Here is a 25,881-nt window from a genome sequence, read left to right as displayed (position 1 = left end):
ACCGAAGTGTGGTATATGATAACACAGTTTTGTGCTTATAATTATGAACCCTGCGGGCCTTCCTATGCAAATCCCAGTTCAATTTAGAGCAAAAAAGCCCGCATCGAATCTCTGATGTAATGGATTCGATGCGGACGTTCACAATTCCTGCTATTTTCTTAATTCTGCGCCAAAAGTTTGCTGAAGGGCGGCGACTGCTTTTTCCGTAACCCCAGCAACCTCTTCATCGGTCAGCGTCCGCTCCTGATGGCGGTACGTCAAGGAGATCGCAACACTCTTCATGCCTTCTCCCAGCTTGCTGCCCGTGAAGACGTCAAACACCTGGATCTGCTGCAGAAGCTCTCCGGCGTTCTCTCTGATGACTTGCATCAGGGAACCGGCTTCTACTTCCTCATTCACCACGATGGCAAGATCGCGCTCCATGCCCGGGAATCTAGGCAGATCGCGGTAAGCGACGCGGGCATTGGTCAGATCATAGAGCGGCTCAAGCAGGATCTCGGCGGCATAGGTATCTTCCAAATCCAGTTTCTGCTGCGTCTTTGGATGAATTTGTCCGAGCACGCCGAGCAGATGTTTGTTCTCGCCCTGACCTACGTAAACGGAAGCGGAACGTCCCGGATGGAAGCCTGCCGGCCCGTTCGCTTCGTAAGAAATGTCGTCAGCGCGAACGCCGAGATAATCGAGCACCGTTTCAAGCGCACCCTTCAAATCGAAGAAATCCACTTTGGCCGGCTGGACGTTCCACTGCTTGCTGCCTTTGCGTCCTGACAGCAGCAGACCGAGAACCGGACGCTCCTGCGGCTGCTTTGTCAACGTCTCCTCCTGCGTGTGGAACAGGTTCCCTATTTCAAACAGGGCCAGGTCCGGCTGCTTGCGGTTATGGTTATACACCGCGATATCCAGCAGCTGCGGCAGCAAGCTGGTACGCAGCACGCTGCGGTCCTCGCTCATCGGCATCGCCAGCTTAACCGCCTTCCCGCCTTCCGATAGGGAAGTGAACACTTCCGCTTGCTGCGGATGAATGAAGGAGTAACCCAGAACCTCCTGGAATCCGCTGTGCGTCAGCAGACGGCGAAGCGAGCGGCGGATGGCCTGCGCTTCCGTCAACGAACCCGGCGTCGTTGGTCCTTCAATCGCCGTGGTCGGAATGTTGTCATAGCCATACAGGCGGGCAACCTCTTCGATCAGGTCTACATCGAGCGTAATATCGCCGCGGCGGGAAGGCACTTGGATATCCACCAATCCCTGGCCCGCATCCCCGCTAGGGAAATGCAGTCGGGAGAAGATCGTTTTGACCTCAAGCAAAGACAGCTCCGTGCCCAGATAACGATTGAGCTTCTCCAGCGACAACGTAATCACGGACGGCTCGGTTTGCGCACTTCCTGCTTCGACGATTCCTTGATGCACGGACCCGCCGGCATATTTCGCCATCAGTGCAGCCGCTCGGTTCAAAGCAGGGATTACTGCGGCCGGGTCCACTTCCTTCTCGAAACGGGAGCTTGCCTCTGAGCGAAGTCCCAGCTGACGGGAGGTTTTGCGGACGGTGCCGCCATCGAATTTAGCGGACTCCAGGAAAATATTCACCGTTCCGTCCGTTACTTCGGAGTCCAGGCCGCCCATAACGCCAGCCAAGGCCACCGGCTTGCCGCCTGCCGTAATTACCAGCATATGCGGCTCCAGACGCCGCTCTGCGCCATCCAGCGTCACCATCGTCTCGCCGGCCTCAGCCAAGCGTACGTGAACCGCCCCGTCTTTCAGCTGATCCGCATCAAAAGCATGCAGCGGCTGGCCGTATTCCAGCATCACATAATTGGTAATATCCACAATGTTATTGATCGGACGCACGCCGGCTGCCATCAACCGGTTCTGCATCCACAGCGGGGAAGGAGCGATCGTTACCCCCGTGATATAGCGTGCAGCATAATGGCTGCACTGCTCATCCGCGCCGATCGTAACCGAGATATGATCGGCTGCTGCATCATGAACCTCCAGCATTTCCTTCTCCGGGTTCGGCAGGCTCAGCTCGCGGCCGAGGATGGCGCTCACTTCGTAAGCCGTGCCCAGCATGCTGAGGCAGTCGGAACGGTTCGGCGTCAGGTCCAGCTCCAGAATTTCATCGTTCAGACCCAGCACATCCACAATCGGTTTCCCGATCTCCGTGTCAGCCGGGAGCACCAAAATCCCCTCCTGCAGTTCTTTGGGTAGCAGTTTGTCATTCATGCCCAGTTCCTTGGCTGAGCAAATCATGCCTTGGGACAGCACGCCGCGCAGCTTGGCTTTCTTGATATCCAGCCCGCCCGGCAGCTTCGCGCCCACAAGCGCTACCGGCACCTTCTGGCCAGCATCCACGTTTTTTGCTCCGCATACGATCTGGAGATCTTCTTCCTGGCCCGCATCGACGACGCACACGTTCAGCTTATCGGCATCGGGATGCTTCTCCTTGCTCTTGACGTAGCCTACGACCACGTTGTTAATGCCTTGATTCCGTTTCTCGATCACATCGATTTCAATGCCGGCCGATGTAATGCGGCTAGCCAAATCCTCTGAGGTTACGCCTTCGAGCGAAATATAATCGGACAACCAATCGGTTGAAACTCTCATTGTCTATTCACTTCCCTTTATCGTTAAAATTAGATCCGCGTGAACTGATTCAAGAATGCCGTATCGTTGTTGAAGAAGTGGCGGATGTCATCCACGCCGTATTTCAGCATGGCAATCCGCTCAACCCCCATACCGAAAGCAAATCCGCTGTACTTCTCAGGGTCATAGCCGCCCATTTGGAGCACCTTCGGATGAACCATGCCGCAGCCTAAAATCTCCAGCCAGCCCGTTTGCTTGCATACGCGGCAGCCGCTGCCGCCGCATTTGACGCAGGATACGTCCACTTCCGCGCTGGGCTCCGTGAATGGGAAGAAGCTTGGACGCAGACGGATCTGCGTGTTATCGCCGAACATTTCCTGAACGAATTGCAGCAGCGTCCCTTTCAAATCGCTCATGCGAATGTTCTCGCCGATCACGAGGCCCTCGATTTGATGGAACTGGAACGAATGGGTCGCGTCGTCGTCGTCCCGACGGAATACGCGTCCGGGACAGATGATTTTGACCGGCGCTTTTCCTTGCATCGACAGCATCGTCCGGGCTTGCACCGGGGAAGTCTGGGTCCGCATCAGCAGATCTTCCGTCAAATAGAAGGAATCCTGCATGTCGCGTGCCGGGTGGTTCTTCGGCAGATTGAGCGCCTCGAAATTGAAATAGTCCGTCTCCACCTCGGGTCCTTCCGCTACGCGGTATCCCATCCCGATGAAAATATCCTCGATATCCTGGATCACCTTGCTGAGCGGATGAACCGCACCTTGGCTGAGCTTGCGACCCGGAAGGGTCACGTCCACTTTCTCTGCGCGCAGACGCTCTTCGGTTTCCTGCTGCAGGAACGCTTCCTGCTTGCCGGAAATGACTTCCTCGATCGCGCCGCGAACGTCATTGGCCACCTGGCCGATAACGGGACGCTCCTCTGCGCTGAGTGCTCCCATGCCGCGCAGGATTTCCGTCAGGGCCCCTTTTTTGCCAAGGTATTTCACCCGCAAATCATTCAGCTGCTGCGGATCGGTAACATCCTGCAATTGCGCCAATGCTTCCTGCTTTAAAGCTTCCAATTTTTCCTTCATGGCTATTCGCACACCCCTTTGTAAACTCCATCATTGTTCTGAAAACAAAAAAGGCCTCTCCTCCCGAAAAGGGACGAAGAGACCGTGGTACCACCCTTGTTAACATGCATCATACCCTAACCAAGACGGTAAAAGCCTTGGGCACGAGTATGCCTCATCATGCTCACTTGACCGACGTAACGAATCGGACCCGTTATCCCCTACTCAACCGGCGGGCTGCCGTGTTCAGGGAACTGCTCCGGAGCGAACTTCACCAGCCTGATTCTTTGAGGGACACTCTCAATCCACGGCATCCCTTCCCTGTAAAGAGGCACTGGCTACTTTTCTCCATCCATGCATTTAGAACTTATGCAAATATATAGGGTTTATTATATGCAACCTTTCGGCATATGGCAAGTTTCATTTCCCCATTTTAACCTCATCGGACCGATTTTAATCGGGATCCTTGGGCTCAATCCGACAAAAGCCCGGCAAGCTCGGCCCGCAGCTCCCTAATTTCGGCGAGCCAGCTCGCCTCGTCCCCGGCCTCAAGTCCATCAGCGGATAACCCCAGCAATTCCTGAATCCGGTACTCGAGCGCCATTCGGCGATTGTCCTTCTCGGTATCTCCCTTGATCACCCCGGTTCGCGCAGCCTGTTCCTCCTCCTCGCCAACGCTTCCCTCGAACCATGCGGGAGCTTCCCCGGGCTTCAGCGTAAGCAGCCGGTTCGCGATTTTGCGCACCAGATACCGGTCATGCGATACAAGCGCGATTGCGCCCGGAAAGCTTACGAGCACCTGTTCAATCACCTCTCGGGTGTCCACGTCCAGGTAATTCGAGGGTTCATCCAGTACAAGGAGATGCGCCCCGCTGAAATACAGCTTGAGAAAAGCCGTTCTGCACTTCTCCCCCATGCTGAGCTGTCCCATCTTCTTAAACACGTCGTCTCTCCTGAAGAGAAACGAGCCCAGCAGGGTACGCGCACGGCTCTCCGTCATGCCGGGAATGACAAGAAGGCTGTCCAGCAGCGTGGTTTCCGGTTCAAGCCCCTCAAGCTCCTGCGAAAAATAGCCGATCTTGACGGAAGGATTCCGGGTAATCCGGCCCTCCTGCGGAACGATCTCCCCCAGCAGCAGCTTGAGCAGCGTCGTTTTTCCGCTTCCGTTGGGGCCTCTTACGGCCAGCCGGTCGCCGCGGTTCAAATAGAAGGTGAGCTTATTAAAAAGCTGTTGATCTCCGTATCCAAAACAGATGTCCTTCACTTGGACCAGGGTTCGGCCGCCGAATGCCTCCCCTTCCAGCTCCATGTTCAGCTTGGGCCCGCTGCGCGGCTTATCCACCCGCTCGGCTTCCAGCCGTTCCAGCGCTTTTTCCTTGGCATGGTATCTGGAGATGTTCTTCTTCGCTTTGGCCTTGTAGAAACTGGCGGTGATCTTGACTTCATTCACGTCCCCGGCCGCGTTATGCGCTTTATGGAACCATTCCTCGTATCTTCGGATCGACTCCTCAAGCGCCTTGCGGGCCAGCTCCTGCTTGCGATAAAGCGTCTCCTGCTCGCGCAGCTCGCGTTCCTTTTCGCGCCGGTAATCCGTGTATCCTCCCCGGTAACGCCGGAGTTCCTCCGACGTCAGCTCACAGACGGCGGTCGCCACCCGATCAATGAATTCCCGATCATGAGATACAAACAGCACCGTTCCTTTATAGGTCGACACCAGCCACTGCTCCAGCCAGACCAGGCTTTCACTGTCCAGATGGTTCGTCGGCTCGTCAAGCAGCAGAAATTTCGGGGCCGACACCAGGAGCGCAGACAGCATCACCTTCGTCTTCTGGCCTCCGCTCAGCTCGCGATAGGACACCGGCCACACCTCCGGCCCGATGCCCAGCATCGTCATCGCTTTCTCCACCTCGGTCTCCCACTGGAAACCGTTCCGGGATTCATAACGCTCCAGCAGATTGCCATATAACTCAAGCAGCTGCTCCATTTCCGCAGCGCTGCCGCCGTTCATTCGCTGCTCGACTCCCGCAAGCCGAAGCTTCAGCTCCCATAACGTTGGATGACTGCGGCTGCGCACCGTATCGATCGCACTCATATCGCCTTCCTCCGGTTCATCCTGCTGTCTCAACCAACCCCAGCGCTCTCTTGGAAGGATCGCCTCCACAACGCCGGAGGTCGGCTCAAGCTCACCGGCCAGGATGGAGAGGAGCGTTGTTTTGCCGGTACCGTTACGCCCATACAGCGCGATTCGCTCTCCTTCGGCCACTTCCAGCTGAATGCCTTCAAACAGCGGCTTTCCTTGAAGTTCCATGCTTATATCCTTCGCTTTTAGAATCATTGTCATATCGCCTCATCCTCTCTCTGTGAAAAACATCAAAAACCGCAGGCGATGGCCTGCGGCGGTTGTTATGAGAGAGGATTTGCTTGGATCTGAATAACGGGACGAATGCGCGCCACTGCTCAATTCTTCGGCTGTTCATTCCAGGCCAGCCCTGACGGGTATTGAGATGAAAGGTCCTTACCTTCGCCCGTCAACAAAAGCAGCTATCCGTTCCGTATATGTGATTGGTATTGGTTCAGAGTACCGTTTCAGACATAACAAAAAGAGGCACCCCAGTCACATTGTTCAGACACGCCAAATCTCTCCCTCTACCGCCGTAGAGAAACGCCTGCAAAACTACATGCAGTTGTTTTAGAGAAAAGGGTGTCTTACTTCATTGGACTAGGTTACCTCGCATTCTTGGAATGAAATTATGGCCATTATAACAGATATTTCTAAAATGTAAAAGGACTATCTGCGGAGCCTGCATCCTATAACAGCCAGAGATCCTTGATATCTCCAGGATTTACTACTTTGCCCCGTCTAAGATAACAAGCAGCTTCTGCAGCCAGTTATGCAATGAAGCAACAAAAAAACCCTTGGTACCAAGGGTTTTCGTCTAACTATAAGCGGGTGATGGGAATCGAACCCACGCTACCAGCTTGGAAGGCTGGAGTTCTACCATTGAACTACACCCGCATATCCACCTACAAAAGTGACGCTATGCTTTGGAGCATATGCCGATTACTATTTGCGAGGTCCTAAATCATAAGCGAATCGGGACGACACGATTTGAACATGCGACCCCCTGGTCCCAAACCAGGTGCTCTACCAAGCTGAGCTACGTCCCGATAATCAACATATTGTCTTTTGAAGACAAAAATAAATATACCATGCGTGACACGCAATTTCAACATGTATTTTATGGAAAATGTATCATAGGCACTAGAAAGCAAGCAGCACCCTTCCGAATGGGGAAAGATGCTGCTCTTTCATACACTGATATAAGATGCAAGGACGCCCTAGCCATCCTTACTTCTTTTTGTCGAACGTCACTTCCGGCGTCGTCAATTTATCGTAAAAATCCACTATTTTGTCTTTATCGTCCGAAGCGCGAAGTGCCATTGCGGAGCGCGGATGTTCGTCCAGGGTGCCTGTAATCATGTAGGGCATGATGTAACCCCACTCCTCTTTTTCGCGAAGAGGGATCATGAAGCGCTCAATAATGTCCAGTACCGGGCGCAGCTCGTACTTCGTGCCTTTCAAGTGGGTAACCAAAAGCTCGGTCGGACAGTTGCCGGCCGCGCGGCCCATGCCGTACACGGACGCATCCAGAAGCTCAACGCCGAGGTCGGCGGCTACCAGCGTGTTGGAGAACGCCAGCTGCATATTGTTATGGGTATGAACGCCAAGACGTTTGTTCGGCAGATGCGTCTTGAACTTATTTACCAGGTATTCCATGTCTTTATGATCCAGGCTTCCGTAAGAATCGACGATGTACACCACATCCACGACGCTCTCCCTGATCATCTCAAAGGCTTCCAGCAGCTCATTCTCCATCACGTTGGAGAGGGCCATAATGTTCAGCGTCGTCTCGTAACCGCGATCATGGAAGGTCTGAACCAGCGCAAGCGCCTTATCCACGTCTTTGATGTAACATGCAACCCGGATGAGATCCAGCAGGCTCTCCTCGCGCGGCAAAATATCATCCTCATCCACCCGGCCGATATCGACCAGTGCGGACAGTTTGGTTTTACCTTTATGGGGAATAACTTCTCGAAGGAATTCATCATCCAAAAAACGCCAAGGGCCGGCTTGATCAGCGCCTTTTAGCAGCTTAGGCGAATTTTTATAACCGATTTCCATATAGTCCACGCCAGCCTCATTCAGGCCTGCATATAAATTTTGCACGAATTCTACGCTAAAATCCCAGTTGTTCACCAGTCCGCCATCGCGAATGGTACAGTCTACAATCTTTGTCTGACTACTCTTAATCATTCTAAGCTAAACTCCTCTCGGCAATTTTCTCTTCATCATACTTGAATGCCGGTTGAAAAGTAAAGCATAACATGTGCATCAATCCTTGACGGCCTCGGCCTCTCGGAGTATCCAGTCGCTGATGGTTCGGACGAGCACGCCGGTTGCCCCTCTGGGATCCACGCCCCGCTCCTTGGACAAGTAAGCCGTACCTGCAATGTCGAAATGAACCCAAGGCAGCCCGTCAGCAAACGTGCCCACAAAAAGACCGCCCGTGATCGTCCCGCCTTCTCGCCCGGTTTGATTTCGCAAATCCGCCACCTCGCTCTTCAATTTATCCCAAAACTCCGGATAGGATGGGAGCGGCCATATTTTTTCGCCGGCCCTACGGGAAGAAGCGATAAGCTCCTGCAAAAAGGTTTCGTCATTGGTTACGGCCCCGGTGGCGATATCCCCAAGCGCCGAAACGACGGCCCCGGTCAACGTGGCCACATCAATCAGGCGCGAAGCGCCGAGCTGTTTGGCATGGGTTAATCCATCCGCGAGCACGATGCGGCCCTCGGCATCCGTGTTCAGCACTTCGACGGTACGGCCGCTCATCGTCGTCACGATATCGCCTGGTTTAAAGGCGCCGCCGCTCATCACGTTCTCCGCAGACGGGATCACCATCACGACATTCGCCTTGGGGCGAATACGCCCGAGAGCCTCCATAACGCCCAGCACTGTAGCCGCCCCGCCCATATCGCTGATCATATCCTCCATCCCGGCTGCCCTCTTCAGCGAAACGCCGCCGGTATCAAACGTGATTCCCTTGCCGACCAGGCCGATCACATCGTCCCATGTCTCCCGTCCCTGATAACGGATCGTAATCATGCGCGGCGGATGTATGCTACCTTTCCCTACGGCCAAGAGACCGCCCATTCCTTTCTCGACCATGGCTTCCTCATCCAGGACCTGTGCTTCGAAGCCGTACCGCTTCGCCAGCTGAAGCGCCTTCTGGGCCAAGTCTTCCGGTAACAGTTTATTGCCGGGAAGGTTCGTCAAATCTCGTGCCAGGCAGGTTGCTTCTCCAATCGCTTGGCCCAGCGACATGCCTTCCTTCCACGCGGCTTCAAATTCCGCTTCCGCATTTCCTTCTATATAATAGAGGATTTCTTCTAAATCCGTATGTTCGGAAGCATCTCGTTTATAATGCGGTTTCCGGTAGCTTCCCAGGATAAAACCTTCGGTTAAAGCTTGAGCCGCGTCGCGGGGCGTCTGTTCGGCGGTGAAGCTGACCATCGTATGCGGAATTTGAATGGCCGCGCTGCGTATTCCCGATTTTACGGCCGCCTTCGCCGCTTGAGCTGCAACCAAACGCAGCTGCTCGGATGTCAGGATACCTTCGGGACGGCCTACCCACATTAACAGGCGCGATCCGCTCGAAATGCTCTCCGGCCATACGAATGACCGGTTGGCGGTGCCGTCGAACAGCCGGTTCTCCGCTAACTGCTTTAATAACGGGTCCCAGGCCGCGGAAATGCCGCCCTCCTTCGCTTGTTTTTTAGTAACGGGAACGATGATGGCATCCGCTTGTACTTGCCCGGCTGTTAAATTGCTTTCAAATGTCCATTTCATGTCTCTTCTCCTCCTAAAAAAGAAAAAGCCATTCCATTGGAACAGCTGCTCTTGTATTCAAATCGGTTGCATATCCTCTTAGACTTCCGACACGTCCAGCTTGGGAAACGTGATCACAAACTCGGTCCCGGCCCCAATCTGGCTATCCACGGCAATGGTGCCGCCATGGTTTCGGATGATGCTGTAGCTCACGGACAAACCAAGTCCCGTCCCGCTCTCTTTCGTTGTAAAAAAGGGATTAAATAGGTGGTTCAGCGTATTCTGATCCATGCCGCCCCCGTTATCCGAAATGCAAATGTTAATATGTTTCCCCGTGTCACGGGCTGAAATATCAATCATCCCGGTAATGTTCTCGTCATGATGCTCATTTATGGCGTCGAGGGCATTTTTAATAATATTCAGAATCACCTGTTTGATCTGCTTGACATCAACGGAAATAAACGCAGGTGGGGTCTTATCGGTATGCAGATTGATCTGGCATCCCTTCATCAAGGCTTCGCTCTCTGTTAATAGAACAACTTCCTTCAATAATGAGGATACGGATACAATCTTGGTCTCTGGAGCCGAGGGTTTGGAGGAATTGAGAAATTCGTATATAATATCGTTTGCGCGATCGATCTCCGTTAGTATGATTCTGGCATACTCGTCCTTTCCCAAACTTACGAGATGCGGACGCAGCAGCTGGATAAAGCCTCGAATGGATGTCAGCGGGTTTCGGATTTCATGGGCAATGGAAGCCGAGATTTTTCCCAGCATGGCCAGTTTATCGTTCTGATAAGCGGTTTGCTCAATTCGTTTGAAATCCGATACATCCTTCACGCTGATCAGGAAGTCGCCTTCCATTTGGTCCCCATACGTCATCGTGATCAGCCACGATCTGCCGAATTCATCAACCAATTCATGGAATCTTCGGCGATGGAATACCGTTTCCCGAAAAATGCGAAGTATTTTTTTCTTCTTGAATCTGGAGAGCTGGGGATGACGCAATAGCTGGGTCAGCGTACAGCCTGTCAGCGATTTACGGGATACGCCTAACAGTTTTGCCATCTGCACGTTAACAAATGCCAACACTCCATCACTATCAAAGAGGATAATCCCGCTGTCGAGATTCTCCAGTATGTTCTCATACTTGTTTCTAATAAGCTGACTGGAATGAAATGAACGAATTGCCTGCAGCTCAGATTCACGGATTTGACTCAACAAGATGGCTCCCCCTTTTCTTGAAAAGTTGAACTCACCAAACCGACAAAAAACATGCGAAAAAAATGAGCTTGTCCGCCTCTGAATCAGAAGCAGCCCGAATCTGCTTCCTTCCATGATAGTCATCGAAACAAAGAAACGTCAATCAGAAATCCTGTCGAAAAATGGATAATTGCATAAAAATACCATTGTCATTACTTATGTATTGGGGTTTATGTAATTGATATGACACCCGTCATTGCACAGCTAATGCAAATGATTACCCAAACCCGTCTGATTTGAAACATTAAAAAAGCCCCGGGCATTCACGAGGCTTTATTAATCCCTAATTAAGGCTGCTTCTGGAGTCGGAGCCTGCGCTGGCTCATCACGGCAAGCCGTCTTTTCAGTTCGCCCTGCCACTTCTCGTCCTCCATCCATTTGGCAACCACCAGGAGATCCAGCGACATATCAATCTGACTCTGAACAACCGTGAGCGGATCCTCCGACTCCCGATTGACCACATTCTCAAAAATGGCATCCTCATCTTCCATCACGTAATCCTGAAAATCCACCTGGGATGCACCGTCACCATGGGCATATTCAGCCAATATCTCATACTCATTCTCAACCCGATGATGAACCTCGACGCGATGGCAGACCGGACAAGACAGTAGGGGAACATTATGTACTTGAGTGCGATAATGCTTCAGTGTACCCTTTGTACCCATCATACTAGCCCCACAGCAAAAACTCATATCGTTCACCCTCCTTGTGTGGATTCTCTATCGTTTCAATATTGTATTCGCTTTCAGGCAGGCTAATTCCTTCATGAAAAAAACCTTGATTTAAAATTTTGGCATGATTTCCTAATCATAAGCCGGCCAACCTATTTATTTAATTATATATTAACGCAAGCGCGGTTTCCTAAACAAAAGTCTTCCCCTATTTCATCCAATAAAACCAAGAGTGAAAAAACCCCCATTACCTGGACGTAACGTCAGGTAATGAGGGTTGCTATTCATGAAATGGAATTACAGGTTGCTATCGCCCGGCTTCCAGTTCATTGCGCACAATCCGCCGGATTGCAGTGCTTGAAGAACGCGAAGCGTTTCTTCTACGCTGCGGCCAACGTCGTTATGGTTAACAACTTGATATTTCAATTCGCCTTCTGGATCGATGATGTACAGGCCGCGCAGAGCAACGCCTTCTTCTTCGATCAGAACGCCGTAGTCTCTAGCTACGTTCTTGGTGATGTCGGAAGCCAGCGGGAAGTTCAATGCTCCCAGACCGTTAGCTTCTTTAGCTGTGTTGATCCAAGCTTTGTGGCTGTGAATCGAGTCAACGCTCACACCCAGGATTTCCGTATCCAATGCTTTGAATTGATCGTAAGCATCGCTGAGAGCCGTGATTTCAGTTGGGCATACAAAAGTGAAATCCAGCGGATAGAAGAAGAATACGAGCCATTTGCCGCGGTAGTCGGACAGGCTGACTTTGCCAAAATCTTTACCGTCACCTGATACAGTTTCCATCGTGAAATCAGGAGCCGCTTTACCAACCAAACGTTCTGCCATGATTGAATTCCTCCTTAACATATGTAAGAAAATACGTGTATTTTCTACATGGTATGTTCTATGAACATTTAATAGAAATGTTATCATCGAGGCTAATCAAAGTCAAGATTGTAGACGTTACTTTATTATAATTATTATAAATAAGAAGTTTTCTTGAACGTACGCTTCTTCTATTAACGGATAGCCGCGGCAATCAAATCGCCCATCTCCGTGGTGCTGAGCGCCTTGCTCTTATCAACGGCAATGTCTGCCGTCCGGTGTCCGGCATCAAGCACCTCGGCAACTGCGCGTTCAATGGCGTCAGCCGCATCCTCGTATCCGAACGTGAGGCGATACATAAGCGCTACGGAAAGAATCGTTGCGATCGGGTTCGCCAAGCCTTGGCCGGCAATGTCCGGAGCCGAACCGTGTACCGGCTCGTACAGACCGAAAGCTCCTTCGCCCATGGATGCGGATGCCAGCATGCCGATGGATCCTGTCAGCATGGCTGCTTCGTCGCTCAGAATGTCACCGAACATATTCTCGGTTACGATGACATCAAAGCTGGACGGGCGGCGCAGAAGCTGCATCGCGCAGTTGTCTACCAGCACGTGCTCCAGCTCGACGTCCGGGTATTCAGGGGCGATGCGGTTTACGGTTTCGCGCCACAAGCGGGACGTTTCCAGCACGTTCGCTTTATCGACGGAAGCCAGCTTCTTCCGGCGCTTCTGTGCAATCTCGAAGGCTTGATGCACGATGCGCTCTACCTCGGCGGTATTGTATACGCAGGTATCTACCGCTTCTTCTCCGCCTGCACCTTCGCGTCTGAACTTCTCGCCGAAGTATATGCCTCCCGTCAGTTCACGAACAACCATCAAGTCGGTTCCTTCCAGAACCTCGGGCTTCAGTGTTGACGCATCCTTCAAGCAGTCAAAAATGACGGCCGGACGCAGGTTCGAGAACAGGCCAAGCTCTTTGCGGATGCCGAGCAATCCGGTTTCCGGGCGAAGCTCCTTCGCGTTGTTGTCCCATTTCGGTCCGCCTACCGCACCAAGCAATACCGCATCGGCGCTTTTGCATACGCTCAGCGTTTCTTCCGGGAGCGGCGTTCCTTTCTCGTCGATCGCAATGCCGCCAAACAACGCATGTTCCGTCGTGAATGAAAGTCCGAATACCTCTTCGGTACGTTTAATGATTTTCTCCGCTTCCGCCACTACCTCAGGACCGATGCCGTCTCCCGCGATTACCGCGATTTTTTTCGTTTCTGCCATCCTTCGTCACTCCTTATTTATATATACACTGGTCGTATTTAATCATCTAGTTACTGTTGTAACATACTTCCCCCTCGATTGACCAAGATATAGAAACTATGAACTTAATTCGTTTTGCCTATAAGTAGGGGGAATGTGATCAGGGAGACGGCGTCAAAGAAGTTGTGCAGAAGCTCGAAGAGCTAATTTCGCGAGGACAGTTCATGCGAGAGCAGTTTATGCGAGGGCTTCGAAGAGTTAATGTGGGAAGCTCCAAGTACGTATCGTTCCTCCAATCGCTGTTGTCGCCGAATTTCTGGATTGTATGTCAGGGGATGAAATTCGGCTCCAAAGGCGACCGCTCCGCTTTTCCGGAATCGATTCGTCCTCTCCGCTGCTTCGATGCTAATGAATTGCCAGGTCACCGGAGAAGAGCACATCTCCCTGACCACAAGGGTGATGGGAGATGAAGAGACGCCCTATGCATAAAAATAGGGCGTCTCTTGCTTTTGTAGGTAACACTTGAATGTAACGACTTGAAGAGATTCTTGGTTGTTCCTGGTCTTGCGCTTTTTGCTTCTTGCTTCGGCTTCTTGCTTCTGCTTCTTACTTCCGCTTCCTGCTTCGGCTTCTTGCTTCGGCTTCCTGCTTCTGCTTCTGCTTCTGCTTCTGCTTCCTGCTTCGGCTTCTGCTTCTTGCTTCTGCTTCTTACTTCCGCTTCTTGCTTCGGCTTCGGCTTCTTGCTTCCGCTTCTTGCTTCGGCTTCTTTCTTCTTGCTTCGGCTTCCTGCTTCTGCTTCCTGCTTCTGCTTCTGCTTCCTGCTTCGGCTTCTTGCTTCTTGCTTCTTGCTTCTGCTTCTTGCTTCTGCTCTTGCTTCTTGCTTCGGCTTCTTACTTCTGCTTCTTGCTTCCGCTTCTTGTCTTGTTTCGGCTTCTTGCTTCTGCTCTTGCTTCTTGCTTCGGCTTCTTGGCTTCTTGCTTCAACTTCATACTTCAGTTACTTACGCCGTTATCCCAATTACTTGCTTCTGCTACTTGGTACTACTCCCTACTTTCTGCTCCCTGCTCTTGCTCTTTAAATTTGGCGAATAACGTGAACAGAAAACCGCAAAATCGGCTTTCAGTGCAACCATACTAACGTTTCCGAACGCCGTTAGTTACATTTTTCTGCCAATACGCTACAATAGGGGTGAATTTGCCTTATACCCTAAACGACCAAGGAGTGATCATCGATTATGAAGTACGCAGCTCTAGGTAAATCCGGCATGAAAGTAAGTCGTCTGTGTTTGGGGACGATGAATTTCGGTCCTGCCACGGATGAAAAGGAAGCCTTCCGCATCATGGATGCAGCGCTTGATGCCGGCGTCAATTTCTTTGATACGGCGAACATCTACGGCTGGGGCGAGAATTCGGGCCTGACCGAAACCATCATCGGACGCTGGTTTAACCAAGGCGGGGGCCGCCGCGAAAAAGTCGTTTTGGCTACTAAATTCTACGGTTCCATGAGTGATCCTCTGGATGGCCCCAACAATGAAGCCGGGCTGTCGAGCTATAAACTTCGCCGTCATCTCGAAGGGTCGCTGAAACGTCTGCAGACCGACCATATCGAGCTGTACCAAATGCATCACGTCGATCCTTCCGTCACTTGGGACGAGCTGTGGGGCGCTTTTGAGGTTGCGGTCAATCAAGGAAAAATCGGATATGTCGGATCCAGCAACTTTGCCGGCTGGCAGATTGCGGTTGCGCAGGCCGCGGCCCAGAGCCGTCACTTCCTCGGTCTCGTTTCCGAGCAGCACAAATACAGCCTGACCTGCCGATTGCCGGAACTCGAAGTGCTCCCCGCTTCGCAGCAGCTGGGTCTCGGCGTGATTCCTTGGAGTCCGCTGGACGGGGGACTGCTGGGACGCAATGCCCTTAAAAAAATCGAGGGCTCGCGCAGCGGAGGCAATGCGGAGCGCGTAGAAAAGCACCGCGTGCAGCTGGAACAGTTTGCTGCTCTCTGCCAAGAGCTGGGCGAACCGCAGGATAACGTCGCTCTTGCCTGGGTGCTGAAGAACCCGGCCGTTACCGGACCGATTATTGGGCCGCGCACGCTGGAGCAATTCGAAAGCTCCCTGCGCTCGCTTGAGATCGAACTCGATGAATCCGTGATGAAGCGCTTGGATGAAATATTCCCGGGTCCGGGCGGCGCCGCCCCGCAGGCCTACGCCTGGTAAGATCCGGGCTCCGCATCGACGCCTTAACGAAACCCTGTCTTATCTCGTTGATCAGCTGCATCAATCCGGTATCGGCCCTCTGCTATGAGGCCGTATAAGGCTTGATGCTAGTGTCTTGATATCTGCATTCCACGTCTGGCCAACAGTTTAATAAAGCAAATAAAAGAGGAGCCGCTTCAATAGCGGCCCCTCTTTTTTTATGGCATTCACCTTCAGCGCTCATGCGGAGAGCAGATCTCCCGCCACGCCAAGTATGGATTACAGCGTAGCGCGCTCGCGCCGGCTAAACGTTTTGCGTTTCTCGATCAGGACGTTCACCGCATCGACGTAGGCACGTGCGCTCGCTTCCAGAATGTCGGTGCTCAAGCCGCGGCCTTGCGCGGCCACGTCGTTTTGGGACAGCACGACATGCACTTCACCTTGGGCATCCTTGCCGTGCGTTACCGACTTGATGGAATAGTCCGCAAGCGTAACCTCTTCTCCGGTCACCTTGTCGATCGCGTTATAGATCGCGTCCACGGAACCGTTGCCCTCGGCCTCTTCTTCAATCGTCTGATCTTCTGTTGCAATGCGCACCCGCGCCGTCGGCGTTGATTCGTTGCCGTAAGCAACAAAGATCGTTTCCAGCTTGAAGACCTCCGGCGTATCGATCAGTTTCTCCTCCAGCAGAGCCAGCAGATCCTCATCGGATACTTCCTTCTTCTTGTCGGCCAGCACTTTGAATTTGGCGAATGCGTCATTCACCTGTTCTTCGGTCAGCTCATAACCCAGATCCAGCAGCTTCTCCCGGAAAGCATGGCGGCCGGAATGTTTGCCTAATACCAGCTTGCTTTCTTTGAGTCCGATGGACTCGGGGGTCATAATTTCGTAGGTTGTCTTCTCCTTCAGCATACCGTCCTGGTGAATGCCGGATTCATGGGCGAACGCGTTCGCGCCGACAATCGCTTTGTTGCCTGGCACGACCATGCCGGTCAGCTTGCTCACAAGGCGGCTCGTGCGGGCGATTTCGGTTAAGGCCAGCCCCGTCTTCGCTCCAAAGAATTCGGAACGCGTCTCGAGCGCCATCGCAATTTCCTCGATCGCGGTATTGCCTGCACGTTCACCGATTCCGTTGATCGTGCCTTCGATCTGATCGGCCCCGTTCAGAATGGCGGCAAGGGTGTTCGCCGTGGCCATGCCCAGATCGTTATGGCAGTGCGCACTCAGCTGAACCTTCTCGATATCCGGAACATTTTCCTTCAAGTATTTGAAGATGGCCCCGTATTCCGAAGGGTTCAAATATCCCACGGTATCCGGAATGTTCACGACATTGGCGCCTTCGCGCACTGCCATGGCGACGACCTCGGCCATGAAATCAAGCTCGGTCCGGCCCGCATCCTCCAGGGAAAATTCCACTTTGGAAAAGTACTTCTTGGCGTAACGGATCGAAGCCTGCGCCGTTTCCAGCACCTGCTGCTTCTCCATCCGCAGCTTGAACTTGCGGTGAATCGGCGAAGTGGCCAGGAACACGTGAATGCACGGGTCCTGGGCGCCTTGAAGCGCCTCGCGAACCGCATCGATGTCATTTTCTCTGGAGCGTGACAATCCAATGACCGTAACGTCCTTAACCGCGCGTGCCACTGCATTCACAGCTGCAAGGTCACCGGGTGACGCCGCTGGAAACCCTGCTTCCATGCGGTCGATTTTCAACTTTTCGAGCTGAAGGGCGATTTCCACCTTTTCCCGAGTGTTCAAATTCACGCCAGGAGACTGTTCACCATCTCTCAGCGTTGTATCAAAGACATAAATCTTTCGCATGTCGGCACCTCCTTGAAGTTTATCTCATGACGTAAACATCCGGCGGCAGTTGATAGAATCCCCTGCCGCCGGCTGCTTAATCTGACGGGTCCGGGCAGCAGCATCATCATCTCATGCCGGACTGCCCCAAACCCCGAAGAATTCCTTATGAATTCTATATATTCTTATTTTTTGATCCAATGCATCATTTCGCGAAGCTCTGCACCCACCACTTCGATCGGATGCTCGGACTCGTTGCGGCGAGTAGCTGTCAGGAAAGCGCGTCCCGATTGGTTCTCAAGGATAAAGTCGCGGGCGAATTTACCTTGTTGAATATCAGACAGGACTTCTTTCATTGCCTTCTTGGTATCTTCGGTTACCACGCGAGGGCCTGTTACATAGTCGCCATACTCCGCCGTGTTGCTGATGGAGTCGCGCATGCTTGCAAGACCGCCTTCATAGATCATGTCCACGATCAGCTTCAGTTCATGCAGGCACTCGAAGTATGCCATTTCCGGCGCATATCCAGCCTCGGTCAACGTTTCGAAACCTGCTTTGACCAATGCGGATACACCGCCGCACAATACCGCTTGCTCACCGAACAAGTCTGTTTCGGTTTCTTCGCGGAAGGAAGTCTCGATAACGCCTGCGCGAGTACAGCCGATGCCTTTTGCATAAGCAAGACCGATCGCCTTAGCTTGTCCAGTCGCGTCTTTCTCGATTGCGATCAATCCAGGTACGCCAAAGCCTTCAACGTACGTACGGCGAACCATGTGACCCGGGGATTTAGGAGCAACCAGAAGAACGTCGTTGTCCTTAGGAGCTACGATTTGACCGAAATGAACGTTGAAACCGTGGGAGAACATCAGTGCCGCGCCTTTTTTCAGGTTTGGCTCGATATCGTTTTTGTACACCGCTGCTTGCGTTTCGTCCGGCATCAGGATTTGTACTACATCCGCACGGCTAACGGCTTCCGCTACAGGGAGTACTTCGAAACCGTCGTTTTTCGCTTTGTCGAACGATTTGCCTTCACGAAGACCAATGACAACCTGAAGTCCGCTGTCGCGCAGGTTTTGCGCTTGGGCATGACCTTGGCTTCCGTAGCCGATAACCGCGATTGTTTTGTCTTTCAGCACGCTGAGTTCTGCATCTTGTTCATAATAAGTAGTAATTGCCATTTGTATAAGTCCTCCTTTGATTTTAAAGACCCTTCATGATGAGCGGGTATCTCAATAGACCGCTGCTTACCCGATCTGCTGAGACACCCGCTCATGCCATGCAGGTGTCTAACGCTTATATTGCAATAACTTTGTCATCCGGATAAAAAGAATAATGTTACATCATTACGCGTTACCGCGAATCATCGCGGTAACCCCGGTACGGGAAAGCTCCTGGATGCCATAAGGCTTAAGCAGCTCGATCATCGCATCGATTTTGACGGTATCGCCGACAACCTGAACCATCAGGTTGGTCGTGCCGATATCCACGACGGATGCGCGGAAGGTCTCGACAACGCCCATAATTTCCGGTCTTGCCGACGGCTCGGCTTTTACTTTGATCAGGGCGAGCTCCCGGGCAACCATCGGCTTCGAGCTCAGATTGATGACTTTAATAACATCGATCAGCTTGTAAAGCTGCTTCTCTACCTGCTCCAGCGTCGTTTCGTCTCCAGTGGTTACGATAACCATCCGGGACAAGCCGATTTCCTCCGACTGCCCCACGGTAATGCTCTCGATGTTAAAGCCCCGGCGTCCGAATAATCCGGATACGCGCTGCAGGACACCCGGCTGGTCGTTTACTAGTACGGCAATGGTATGTTTTGTACTCATCTTACGCATCCCCCATCAGCATTTGATCGATTGTCGACCCTTGCGTCACCATCGGATACACGTTCTCGCCCTTCTCAACAACGAATTCAACGAGGACGGGTCCCGGTGTTTCCATCGCTTCGGCCCAAGCACGCTGAGCTTCTTCTTTCGTCGTGGCGCGAAGTCCTTTGACACCGTAAGCTTCGGCCAGCTTGACGAAATCAGGGCTGCCTGCCAGATCGATGTGGCTGTAACGGTTATCGTAAATCAGCTCCTGCCATTGACGAACCATGCCGAGCACTTGGTTGTTGATGACAACGATCTTCACCGGAATGTTGTTGATGGCGCAGATGGCCAGTTCTTGCGAACACATCTGCATGCCGCCGTCTCCGTTGATCGAAATGACCAGGCGGTCTGGATGCGCCTTCTGTGCCCCGATCGCGGACGGGAATCCGAAGCCCATCGTTCCGAGTCCGCCGGAGGTGATCCAGGAACGCGGCTGGTTGAACTTGTAATACTGCGCGGCCCACATTTGGTGCTGACCAACGTCAGTCGTTACAATGGCTTCGCCCTTCGTGGTATCGTTCAGCATTTCGATAACCCATTGCGGCTTCAGCACCGTATCCGAATCGACGTAACGGAACGGATACTCGGCTTTCCATTTGCGGATCTGGTCTCTCCACGCATCGGCTTTCGCAGCGTACGAAACGATCGGGTTCAGCATCTCAAGCACCGTCTTCACGTCACCGACAATCGGAATATCGGTCGGCACGTTCTTGCCGATCTCGGCCGGGTCAATGTCGATATGAACGATCTTCGCGTGAGGCGCGAATCCGTCAAGCTTGCCGGTAACCCTGTCATCGAATCTTGCCCCGATGTTGATCAGCAGATCCGACTGCTGAATACCATGGTTCGATGTGTAGGTTCCGTGCATGCCCGGCATTCCTGTCCACAAATCGTTGCCTGTCGGGAAGGCGCCAAGGCCGAGAAGCGTTGTCGTGATCGGAATCCCGGTTTTGTTCACGAATTCGTGCAGTCCTTCGTGAGCACCGGAGTAAATCACGCCGCCACCGGCAAGAATCATCGGACGCTCGGCCTCCTCGATCGCGCGGGCCAGTTTATCCAACTGAAGTTTGTTCGGCACCGTCCGAGGATTATATCCTCTCAGTTGGATTCGCTCTTCCGGCTGGAACAGCGTGGTTGCCGCGGATACATCCTTCGGAATGTCGATCAGCACCGGTCCTTTGCGACCGGTTGAGGCGATATGGAAGGCCTCATGAATCACCCTTGGCAGATCCTTAACGTCCCTTACCAGATAACTGTGTTTCGTAATCGGCATCGTGATGCCTGTAATATCCGCTTCCTGGAAAGCATCCGTACCGATCAGGGTTGTTGCAACGTTACCGGTAATAACAACGAGCGGAACGGAATCCATGTAAGCTGTTGCGATACCGGTCACAAGGTTCGTTGCCCCCGGTCCTGAAGTTGCTATGCATACGCCGACTTTGCCGCTTGCGCGGGCGTAACCGTCAGCGGCATGAATGGCACCTTGCTCGTGTCGGGTCAAGACATGGTTGAAATCCTTAAAACCATACATCGCATCGTAGATATACAGGACGGCTCCGCCCGGATATCCGAAGACGCACTCGACACCTTCGAGCAGAAGACTCCGAAGCAAGATTTCCGAACCGGTAATCACTTCAGGCTTCAACCATTTCTCTCGTAATTGTTCTGTAGACCGCACTTCTGGAGTTTGCGCGCTCATCAGTCATCCTCCTCTCAAATATTGGCACTCTTCTCTTTCATCCATGATTCAAGCAACAAAAAAACCTTCCGTCGCCACACCCGGAGTATCTCCGTGTGAGGGACGAAAGGTTTAGCTTCCGTGGTACCACCCATATTTGCCCTACACCTCGCAGTGCAGAGCCTCAGCAGGTATGAAGAACGCATGAACACAGCTCTTCAATATCTGCAGTCCGTAACGCGGACTAAGACGATTCCCCCTAATAAACGCTGTTACGACTTAATGCGATAAAGTCATAGCGTAGCATCTTTCAGGGAAACAGCTCCGAGGTGAGCTCGTATAAAAGGGGTTTTGGTGGTGGTTTCAGCTGATCCATCCACTCTCTGAGCAAAAGAGCCCTTTAAACTTCGTCCTCATCATTGCCGATTGGATATATTCGTTAAAATGTTTAGAAACATTATATGATTCATTCAATCCAGAAGTCAACACATTTATTTTACTTCCGATGAAAGGTTTTCATTCACAATGGGCGCAATTCCTCCGCCGCCTTGAAGCAAAACACCCTATGAAACCCTGCTACATATGATAAATGGAGCAGACTTAACCGCGGTGAAGGGAGGAAACAACACGATGATCCGTTACCGAAAACCGGACCAGGATGATCCGATGATTCTGCAGCTCATCGAGTCCCAACTCGTCCCGCTTTCCCATATGACCAAAAAAGAGCTGGACCTCATCCGCAAGGATATTCCCTCTCGTTTACGGCGCGGCGTGACCCTTGTCGCTTCGCCTCAGGATAACGAAAAAATCGTTGCTTTTATCCATTTCATGATGCACGGCGAGCTGCTGTATATCGATATGCTGGCCGTCGCATCCACCGCACAGCGAAAACGGTGGGGTGTCCGTTTGATGGAACATGCCGAACGTTTCGCTGTATCCCGCGGATGCAAACGTGCCAAAGTCATGGTGGACATCGGCAACCACACCGGCCTTCATTTTTACCGAAAGCTTGGCTATACGGTGACCAGAATGATCGAACCCAGCCGATGTTATGAGTTGGAAAAGATTTGGTTCCTCTAATTACCAGAAGAAGCCTGGCCCGAATCCTGGTCCAAAACCCGGTCCAAAGCCTGGTCCAAAGCCCGGCCCGAAGCCGCCGTAACCCGGTCCAAAACCGCCAGGGTAGCCTCCAAACCCGCCGCCATATGCATAAGGTGCCGTACCAATGGCAAGAAGATCAAACAATGCGAGCGGAATAATCGCCTTGGTTTTCACCTTTTTCCCCTTGGTTGCCGGTTCCACATAAAGGCGGTTGCCGGAGACGCGTACCAGCTTGCCCGTCACCATAGTTCCGTTTTTCTTATACGCCACGATCTCTTTGCCCACGTATGATTTCACTTTCGCCTTGCTGACAGGCTTGTGCATAAGATCCCTCCTCAGGTAATATACATTTCAATTTATTCCGGAAGGAGTTCCCTTGCTTGTTTCAATGCCCTTACGATAGCAAAAGATAGGCGACTCTCTCCATGAGCCGAGCACCCGTGCCGCCGAAATGATGCATGATAGCGCGGGGACGCAAAATAAAAAAAACCGCCGTAATATTACGGCGGTTTTTTCATACACGTATAATTAAGCGTTCACTTTTTCTTTAGCTACAGTAGCCAAGGAATTGAACGCGTTCAGGTCGTTCACAGCCAGATCAGCCAGCATTTTGCGGTTGATGTCCACGCCAGCAAGCTTCAGTCCATGCATCAATTTGCTGTAGGACAGACCGTTTTGACGAGCAGCCGCGTTGATACGAACGATCCACAATTTGCGGAAGTTACGCTTCGTATTGCGACGATCGCGGTATGCATAAACGAGGGATTTCATAACCTGCTCGTTCGCTGTTTTAAAAATGCGGTGTTTGGAACCGAAATAACCTTTCGCAAGCTTCAATACTTTTTTATGTCGACGACGAACGACAAATCCGCCTTTAACTCGTGCCATATCAAAAGACCTCCCAATAATTGTTGTTTACTATTTCAAGTTAGCCAGACCTTGCTTCAAACGTTTAACATCTCCAGGCGCCATGACAGGGCTATTGGACAATACGCGCTTCGCACGCTTGGATTTGTGGGAAAGCAAGTGGTTTTTGTAAGCTTTATAACGTTTAACTTTACCAGTACCAGTAATTTTGAAGCGGCCTTTCAGGCTGCTATGTGTTTTCATTTTAGGCATTGTAGTACTTCCTCCTCTAATTTCTCTTAGGCTTTTGGAGCCAAAATCATAATCATGCTGCGGCCTTCCAATTTCGGCTGACGCTCAATGACGCAGAGATCCGCCACTTCCGTTTTCACGCGCTCCAAAATCTTCTGACCGATGTTAGCATGGGTGATTTCACGGCCACGGAAACGCACGGAGCATTTCACTTTATCGCCGTCTTTCAAAAACTTAACGACATTGCGAAGCTTGGTTTGATAATCATGCTCCTCAATGTTGGCTCGGAACCATACTTCTTTGATGTCCACAATTTTCTGGTTCTTCCGTGCTTCCTTCTCTTTCTTCTGCTGCTCATAGCGGAATTTACCGTAGTCCATGATGCGGCATACCGGCGGTTTCGCCTGAGGGGCCACGTTCACCAGATCCAGATTGAGATCAATTGCCATTTGCAGTGCTTCACGAATCGGCTTGATCCCGATTTGCTCACCTTCGGCACCAACCAAACGTACTTCCTTGGCCCGAATCTCGTCATTGATCATATGTTCCTTACTGATAGTCCTCCACCTCCAAATTACTTGTTGTTCCTGTTTGCAAAAAATAAAGGGATGACGGGTTAACCACCGACATCCCTATTTGATACTCATCTCACAAATGAAGTTGAATCCATTCATTGATTTCGTGATCAAACCAGCCAACGCATGTCGGTCAGGTGAGAAGCGGCGCTTCTGCTTGCAATCAGATATTCTGTTTAACAGACTAGGATAGTATAACAGGTCACCCTAACATCTGTCAACACAAATGGCATAAAAATTTTGGATTAGCCTTGTTTGCTCTGAACTTCTTCAAGGCGCACAACCCGGGTATGCTCCGTATGACTCCACTGCTTGTTGTTCTGCGTGAAGAACGCGTATACCGTGATGGGATACCACGACAGCAGATAAATCGGAAACAGCACCAGATACATATATACCTTCTTGTACTTCACCTTCTCCAGAATCATCGCAATCATGAACGTGAACACATTCGCCGCAATTGCCGTAAAGCTCAGCCACAGCGGTAAATAACCGTACAGGTTCGCGATGTTCGGACCATTGAAGAACGAGCTGTCAACCCAGATGATGGCCGTCAACAAGAAAGTCAGCAGCACGATGTAGACGTTGACTCCGTAAAGGGCCAAGTCCAGCTTCACAAGGCTGCGCTCCTTAATGGCACGCCACAACAGCGGGAAGAAATAACGGCGGGCAACCGTAAAGTGACCCTGCATCCAGCGCAGACGTTGTCTGGCGGAAGCCTTAAACGTAAGCGGTTTTTCGTCGAATACCTTCGCGTCGTAATTGAACTTCGGATACACGCCGCGCATGACGCTGCGCATGGTGAACTCCAAGTCCTCCACCAGACTGGTTGCGCCCCAGCCGATCTCCTTCAAGAGATTGGTCTCGAAGCACATTCCCGTTCCGCCGAGGAAGTTGGCCATGTTCAGATTGCTGCGGGACAGCTGCCACAAGCGGTTGATATACCAGTAGGAAACCCCGTAAGAGGCGGTGATCCAAGAATCCTCTGGGTTCTTGGTATCGATATATCCCTGGATAACTCTTGCTCCAGAGCAAAGATCGTTGTTCATTTCATTCAAGAAATTCGGATCCGCCAGATTATCCGCATCAAACATAACGACCGCGTCATACTGGCGCGGCATCGCCCAGAGCTCTTTCAGCATCCATTCGATGGCATAGCCTTTGCCTCGAAGATTCTGATTCGTGCGCACGCAGGCGTTCATCCCGTGGGCACGGACGATTTCTGCTGTACGGTCTGTACAGTTGTCGCAAATGACAAATACGTCGTACAGATGTTTCGGATAATTTAGCTGTTTCAGGTTCTCCATTAATGCCCCGACAACCTGCTCTTCGTTATGCGCAGCAACTAACACTGCAAATGATTTATTGGGTTCAAACTGTTGTTTCTTTTTTCTTTTGACCAGACCAAACAAAGAGAATACGAACTGGTACACACCCACCGCGGCCAAGAATAGTTGGAGCGCGATAAAGATGGCGTCTGTCATGATTCTCCGTTACCCCCTTTTTATAACCCGAGAATGTTTGTTTTTTTCTCTCTAAGTTCTTCGCATTTTTGTTGTTGCTATGACCCTGTGACTTGTGTCTGTCCTTCTAGTAGCCTCGGTGCCGCGGGGCAACTTCGCACGTCATACACGATTTTCCACACTTTTGAATCTTTTGTCAAAACCGTGGAATGCTCTAATTTACGGAAAAACTTCGTAAAAGAGCTCAGCTTGCATTCCAGTTTGCCAGCAAGCTTCGTTTCAAACGGCTTTAGTTCTTATTTTCATCCGTTTTCTTGCTTTTTATTTCTCTTGGCTGCCCATTTTTTCTTTTTCGACTTGTCCGCCAATAAATAAACGCAACAGACAACCAAAAAGTTTTCGTTTTTTTCAGTGCTCTTTCTCTAATAAACTTTTTGACGTCCGTTTGAATCATTGTAGCGGCATCTCCTACTCAAGTCAAAAGACCACGGACCCTGATTTTCTACAAAATGCGCGCTGCTGGCTAACTCCTTAAGTAGCAAGGGTCCAGCGAGAAGCTTGCCG

The 25,881-nt window shown here is 51.7% G+C and carries 21 protein-coding genes and 2 tRNA genes; 2 read left to right on the top strand and 21 right to left on the bottom strand.

What is annotated here, in order from left to right:
* Positions 1-150 precede the first annotated feature (150 nt).
* From pheT to leuB, 11 genes are all read right to left on the bottom strand, one after another.
* Positions 151-2,601: a phenylalanine--tRNA ligase subunit beta gene (pheT, locus tag JNUCC32_RS00350; RefSeq protein ID WP_192570749.1), complete on the bottom strand. Its 2,451-nt coding sequence runs from the start codon at positions 2,599-2,601 to the stop codon at positions 151-153.
* Positions 2,602-2,630: 29 nt separating this feature from the next.
* Positions 2,631-3,665 (bottom strand): phenylalanine--tRNA ligase subunit alpha, encoded by a 1,035-nt coding sequence (gene pheS / locus JNUCC32_RS00345; RefSeq protein ID WP_192570748.1) that lies wholly within the window; start codon positions 3,663-3,665, stop codon positions 2,631-2,633.
* 451 nt (positions 3,666-4,116) lie between these two features.
* A complete protein-coding gene (gene abc-f, locus JNUCC32_RS00340; protein ID WP_192570747.1) occupies positions 4,117-5,985 on the bottom strand; it encodes a ribosomal protection-like ABC-F family protein in 1,869 nt (622 codons plus the stop codon).
* Between the two features lie 604 nt (positions 5,986-6,589).
* Positions 6,590-6,660, bottom strand: a tRNA-Gly gene (locus JNUCC32_RS00335).
* Between the two features lie 78 nt (positions 6,661-6,738).
* Positions 6,739-6,812: transfer RNA gene (locus JNUCC32_RS00330), tRNA-Pro, on the bottom strand.
* 181 nt (positions 6,813-6,993) lie between these two features.
* Positions 6,994-7,959, bottom strand: coding sequence for an aldolase catalytic domain-containing protein (locus tag JNUCC32_RS00325; protein ID WP_009593056.1), 966 nt, complete (start codon positions 7,957-7,959; stop codon positions 6,994-6,996).
* 78 nt (positions 7,960-8,037) lie between these two features.
* Positions 8,038-9,555, bottom strand: a complete 1,518-nt coding sequence (locus JNUCC32_RS00320) for a leucyl aminopeptidase (RefSeq protein ID WP_096776428.1) — start codon at positions 9,553-9,555, stop codon at positions 8,038-8,040.
* 78 nt (positions 9,556-9,633) lie between these two features.
* A complete protein-coding gene (locus JNUCC32_RS00315; RefSeq protein WP_192570746.1) occupies positions 9,634-10,758 on the bottom strand; it encodes an ATP-binding protein in 1,125 nt (374 codons plus the stop codon).
* A gap of 326 nt (positions 10,759-11,084) precedes the next feature.
* Positions 11,085-11,492, bottom strand: coding sequence for a hypothetical protein (locus JNUCC32_RS00310; protein WP_015737147.1), 408 nt, complete (start codon positions 11,490-11,492; stop codon positions 11,085-11,087).
* Positions 11,493-11,768: 276 nt separating this feature from the next.
* Complete coding sequence (locus JNUCC32_RS00305; protein ID WP_009593058.1) at positions 11,769-12,308, bottom strand: peroxiredoxin; 540 nt, start codon at positions 12,306-12,308, stop codon at positions 11,769-11,771.
* A gap of 173 nt (positions 12,309-12,481) precedes the next feature.
* A complete protein-coding gene (leuB, locus tag JNUCC32_RS00300) occupies positions 12,482-13,558 on the bottom strand; it encodes a 3-isopropylmalate dehydrogenase (RefSeq protein ID WP_015737148.1) in 1,077 nt (358 codons plus the stop codon).
* 1,213 nt (positions 13,559-14,771) lie between these two features.
* Between leuB and JNUCC32_RS00295 the strand changes: the two genes are divergently transcribed.
* Positions 14,772-15,752 carry an aldo/keto reductase gene (locus JNUCC32_RS00295; protein WP_096776432.1) on the top strand — a complete coding sequence of 327 codons (981 nt, stop codon included), beginning with the start codon at positions 14,772-14,774 and terminating at the stop codon, positions 15,750-15,752.
* A 258-nt stretch (positions 15,753-16,010) separates the two neighbouring features.
* On the opposite strand, the gene JNUCC32_RS00290 is transcribed toward JNUCC32_RS00295, so the two are convergent.
* The 4 genes from JNUCC32_RS00290 to ilvB all read right to left on the bottom strand — a co-directional run bounded on the left by JNUCC32_RS00290 (position 16,011) and on the right by ilvB (position 21,101).
* Positions 16,011-17,549 carry a 2-isopropylmalate synthase gene (locus JNUCC32_RS00290; protein ID WP_009589363.1) on the bottom strand — a complete coding sequence of 513 codons (1,539 nt, stop codon included), beginning with the start codon at positions 17,547-17,549 and terminating at the stop codon, positions 16,011-16,013.
* 164 nt (positions 17,550-17,713) lie between these two features.
* Positions 17,714-18,706 carry a ketol-acid reductoisomerase gene (gene ilvC, locus JNUCC32_RS00285; RefSeq protein WP_009589347.1) on the bottom strand — a complete coding sequence of 331 codons (993 nt, stop codon included), beginning with the start codon at positions 18,704-18,706 and terminating at the stop codon, positions 17,714-17,716.
* Positions 18,707-18,871: 165 nt separating this feature from the next.
* Entirely contained in the window at positions 18,872-19,357 is a 486-nt protein-coding gene (ilvN, locus tag JNUCC32_RS00280; protein ID WP_009589349.1) for an acetolactate synthase small subunit, read from the bottom strand.
* 1 nt (position 19,358) lies between these two features.
* Positions 19,359-21,101: a biosynthetic-type acetolactate synthase large subunit gene (gene ilvB / locus JNUCC32_RS00275; RefSeq protein WP_192570745.1), complete on the bottom strand. Its 1,743-nt coding sequence runs from the start codon at positions 21,099-21,101 to the stop codon at positions 19,359-19,361.
* A gap of 609 nt (positions 21,102-21,710) precedes the next feature.
* Between ilvB and JNUCC32_RS00270 the strand changes: the two genes are divergently transcribed.
* Positions 21,711-22,160, top strand: a complete 450-nt coding sequence (locus JNUCC32_RS00270; RefSeq protein ID WP_015737151.1) for a GNAT family N-acetyltransferase — start codon at positions 21,711-21,713, stop codon at positions 22,158-22,160.
* On the opposite strand, the gene JNUCC32_RS00265 is transcribed toward JNUCC32_RS00270, so the two are convergent.
* From JNUCC32_RS00265 to JNUCC32_RS00240, 6 genes are all read right to left on the bottom strand, one after another.
* Positions 22,161-22,505, bottom strand: a complete 345-nt coding sequence (locus JNUCC32_RS00265) for a hypothetical protein (RefSeq protein WP_096776435.1) — start codon at positions 22,503-22,505, stop codon at positions 22,161-22,163.
* 204 nt (positions 22,506-22,709) lie between these two features.
* Complete coding sequence (rplT, locus tag JNUCC32_RS00260; RefSeq protein ID WP_006212255.1) at positions 22,710-23,069, bottom strand: 50S ribosomal protein L20; 360 nt, start codon at positions 23,067-23,069, stop codon at positions 22,710-22,712.
* Positions 23,070-23,099: 30 nt separating this feature from the next.
* A complete protein-coding gene (rpmI, locus tag JNUCC32_RS00255) occupies positions 23,100-23,300 on the bottom strand; it encodes a 50S ribosomal protein L35 (protein ID WP_007127239.1) in 201 nt (66 codons plus the stop codon).
* 26 nt (positions 23,301-23,326) lie between these two features.
* Complete coding sequence (gene infC, locus JNUCC32_RS00250; protein WP_009589332.1) at positions 23,327-23,821, bottom strand: translation initiation factor IF-3; 495 nt, start codon at positions 23,819-23,821, stop codon at positions 23,327-23,329.
* 278 nt (positions 23,822-24,099) lie between these two features.
* Complete coding sequence (locus tag JNUCC32_RS00245; protein ID WP_009589322.1) at positions 24,100-25,338, bottom strand: glycosyltransferase family 2 protein; 1,239 nt, start codon at positions 25,336-25,338, stop codon at positions 24,100-24,102.
* A gap of 268 nt (positions 25,339-25,606) precedes the next feature.
* Positions 25,607-25,771: a hypothetical protein gene (locus tag JNUCC32_RS00240; RefSeq protein WP_015737153.1), complete on the bottom strand. Its 165-nt coding sequence runs from the start codon at positions 25,769-25,771 to the stop codon at positions 25,607-25,609.
* Positions 25,772-25,881: the final 110 nt, after the last annotated feature.

The organism is Paenibacillus sp. JNUCC32, from assembly GCF_014863545.1.
In the GTDB taxonomy this organism is placed as follows: Bacteria; Bacillota; Bacilli; order Paenibacillales; family Paenibacillaceae; genus Paenibacillus_AQ; species Paenibacillus_AQ lautus_A.
Note: the sequence above shows the minus strand (reverse complement) of the source record. Positions and strands in the feature narration are given on the sequence as shown.

Excerpts from the sequence above, each read along its gene's own strand:
- JNUCC32_RS00320 (WP_096776428.1), bottom strand. The coding sequence starts at position 9,555 with ATGAAATGGACATTTGAAAGCAATTTAACAGCCGGGCAAGTACAAGCG.
- JNUCC32_RS00240 (WP_015737153.1), bottom strand. The coding sequence starts at position 25,771 with ATGATTCAAACGGACGTCAAAAAGTTTATTAGAGAAAGAGCACTGAAA.
- ilvC (WP_009589347.1), bottom strand. The coding sequence starts at position 18,706 with ATGGCAATTACTACTTATTATGAACAAGATGCAGAACTCAGCGTGCTG.
- JNUCC32_RS00265 (WP_096776435.1), bottom strand. The coding sequence starts at position 22,505 with ATGCACAAGCCTGTCAGCAAGGCGAAAGTGAAATCATACGTGGGCAAA.
- abc-f (WP_192570747.1), bottom strand. The coding sequence starts at position 5,985 with ATGACAATGATTCTAAAAGCGAAGGATATAAGCATGGAACTTCAAGGA.
- rpmI (WP_007127239.1), bottom strand. The coding sequence starts at position 23,300 with ATGCCTAAAATGAAAACACATAGCAGCCTGAAAGGCCGCTTCAAAATT.
- leuB (WP_015737148.1), bottom strand. The coding sequence starts at position 13,558 with ATGGCAGAAACGAAAAAAATCGCGGTAATCGCGGGAGACGGCATCGGT.
- infC (WP_009589332.1), bottom strand. The coding sequence starts at position 23,821 with ATGATCAATGACGAGATTCGGGCCAAGGAAGTACGTTTGGTTGGTGCC.
- JNUCC32_RS00295 (WP_096776432.1), top strand. The coding sequence starts at position 14,772 with ATGAAGTACGCAGCTCTAGGTAAATCCGGCATGAAAGTAAGTCGTCTG.
- JNUCC32_RS00245 (WP_009589322.1), bottom strand. The coding sequence starts at position 25,338 with ATGACAGACGCCATCTTTATCGCGCTCCAACTATTCTTGGCCGCGGTG.
- ilvN (WP_009589349.1), bottom strand. The coding sequence starts at position 19,357 with ATGAGTACAAAACATACCATTGCCGTACTAGTAAACGACCAGCCGGGT.
- JNUCC32_RS00305 (WP_009593058.1), bottom strand. The coding sequence starts at position 12,308 with ATGGCAGAACGTTTGGTTGGTAAAGCGGCTCCTGATTTCACGATGGAA.
- JNUCC32_RS00290 (WP_009589363.1), bottom strand. The coding sequence starts at position 17,549 with ATGCGAAAGATTTATGTCTTTGATACAACGCTGAGAGATGGTGAACAG.
- JNUCC32_RS00270 (WP_015737151.1), top strand. The coding sequence starts at position 21,711 with ATGATCCGTTACCGAAAACCGGACCAGGATGATCCGATGATTCTGCAG.
- ilvB (WP_192570745.1), bottom strand. The coding sequence starts at position 21,101 with ATGAGCGCGCAAACTCCAGAAGTGCGGTCTACAGAACAATTACGAGAG.
- pheT (WP_192570749.1), bottom strand. The coding sequence starts at position 2,601 with ATGAGAGTTTCAACCGATTGGTTGTCCGATTATATTTCGCTCGAAGGC.
- pheS (WP_192570748.1), bottom strand. The coding sequence starts at position 3,665 with ATGAAGGAAAAATTGGAAGCTTTAAAGCAGGAAGCATTGGCGCAATTG.
- rplT (WP_006212255.1), bottom strand. The coding sequence starts at position 23,069 with ATGGCACGAGTTAAAGGCGGATTTGTCGTTCGTCGTCGACATAAAAAA.
- JNUCC32_RS00325 (WP_009593056.1), bottom strand. The coding sequence starts at position 7,959 with ATGATTAAGAGTAGTCAGACAAAGATTGTAGACTGTACCATTCGCGAT.
- JNUCC32_RS00310 (WP_015737147.1), bottom strand. The coding sequence starts at position 11,492 with ATGAGTTTTTGCTGTGGGGCTAGTATGATGGGTACAAAGGGTACACTG.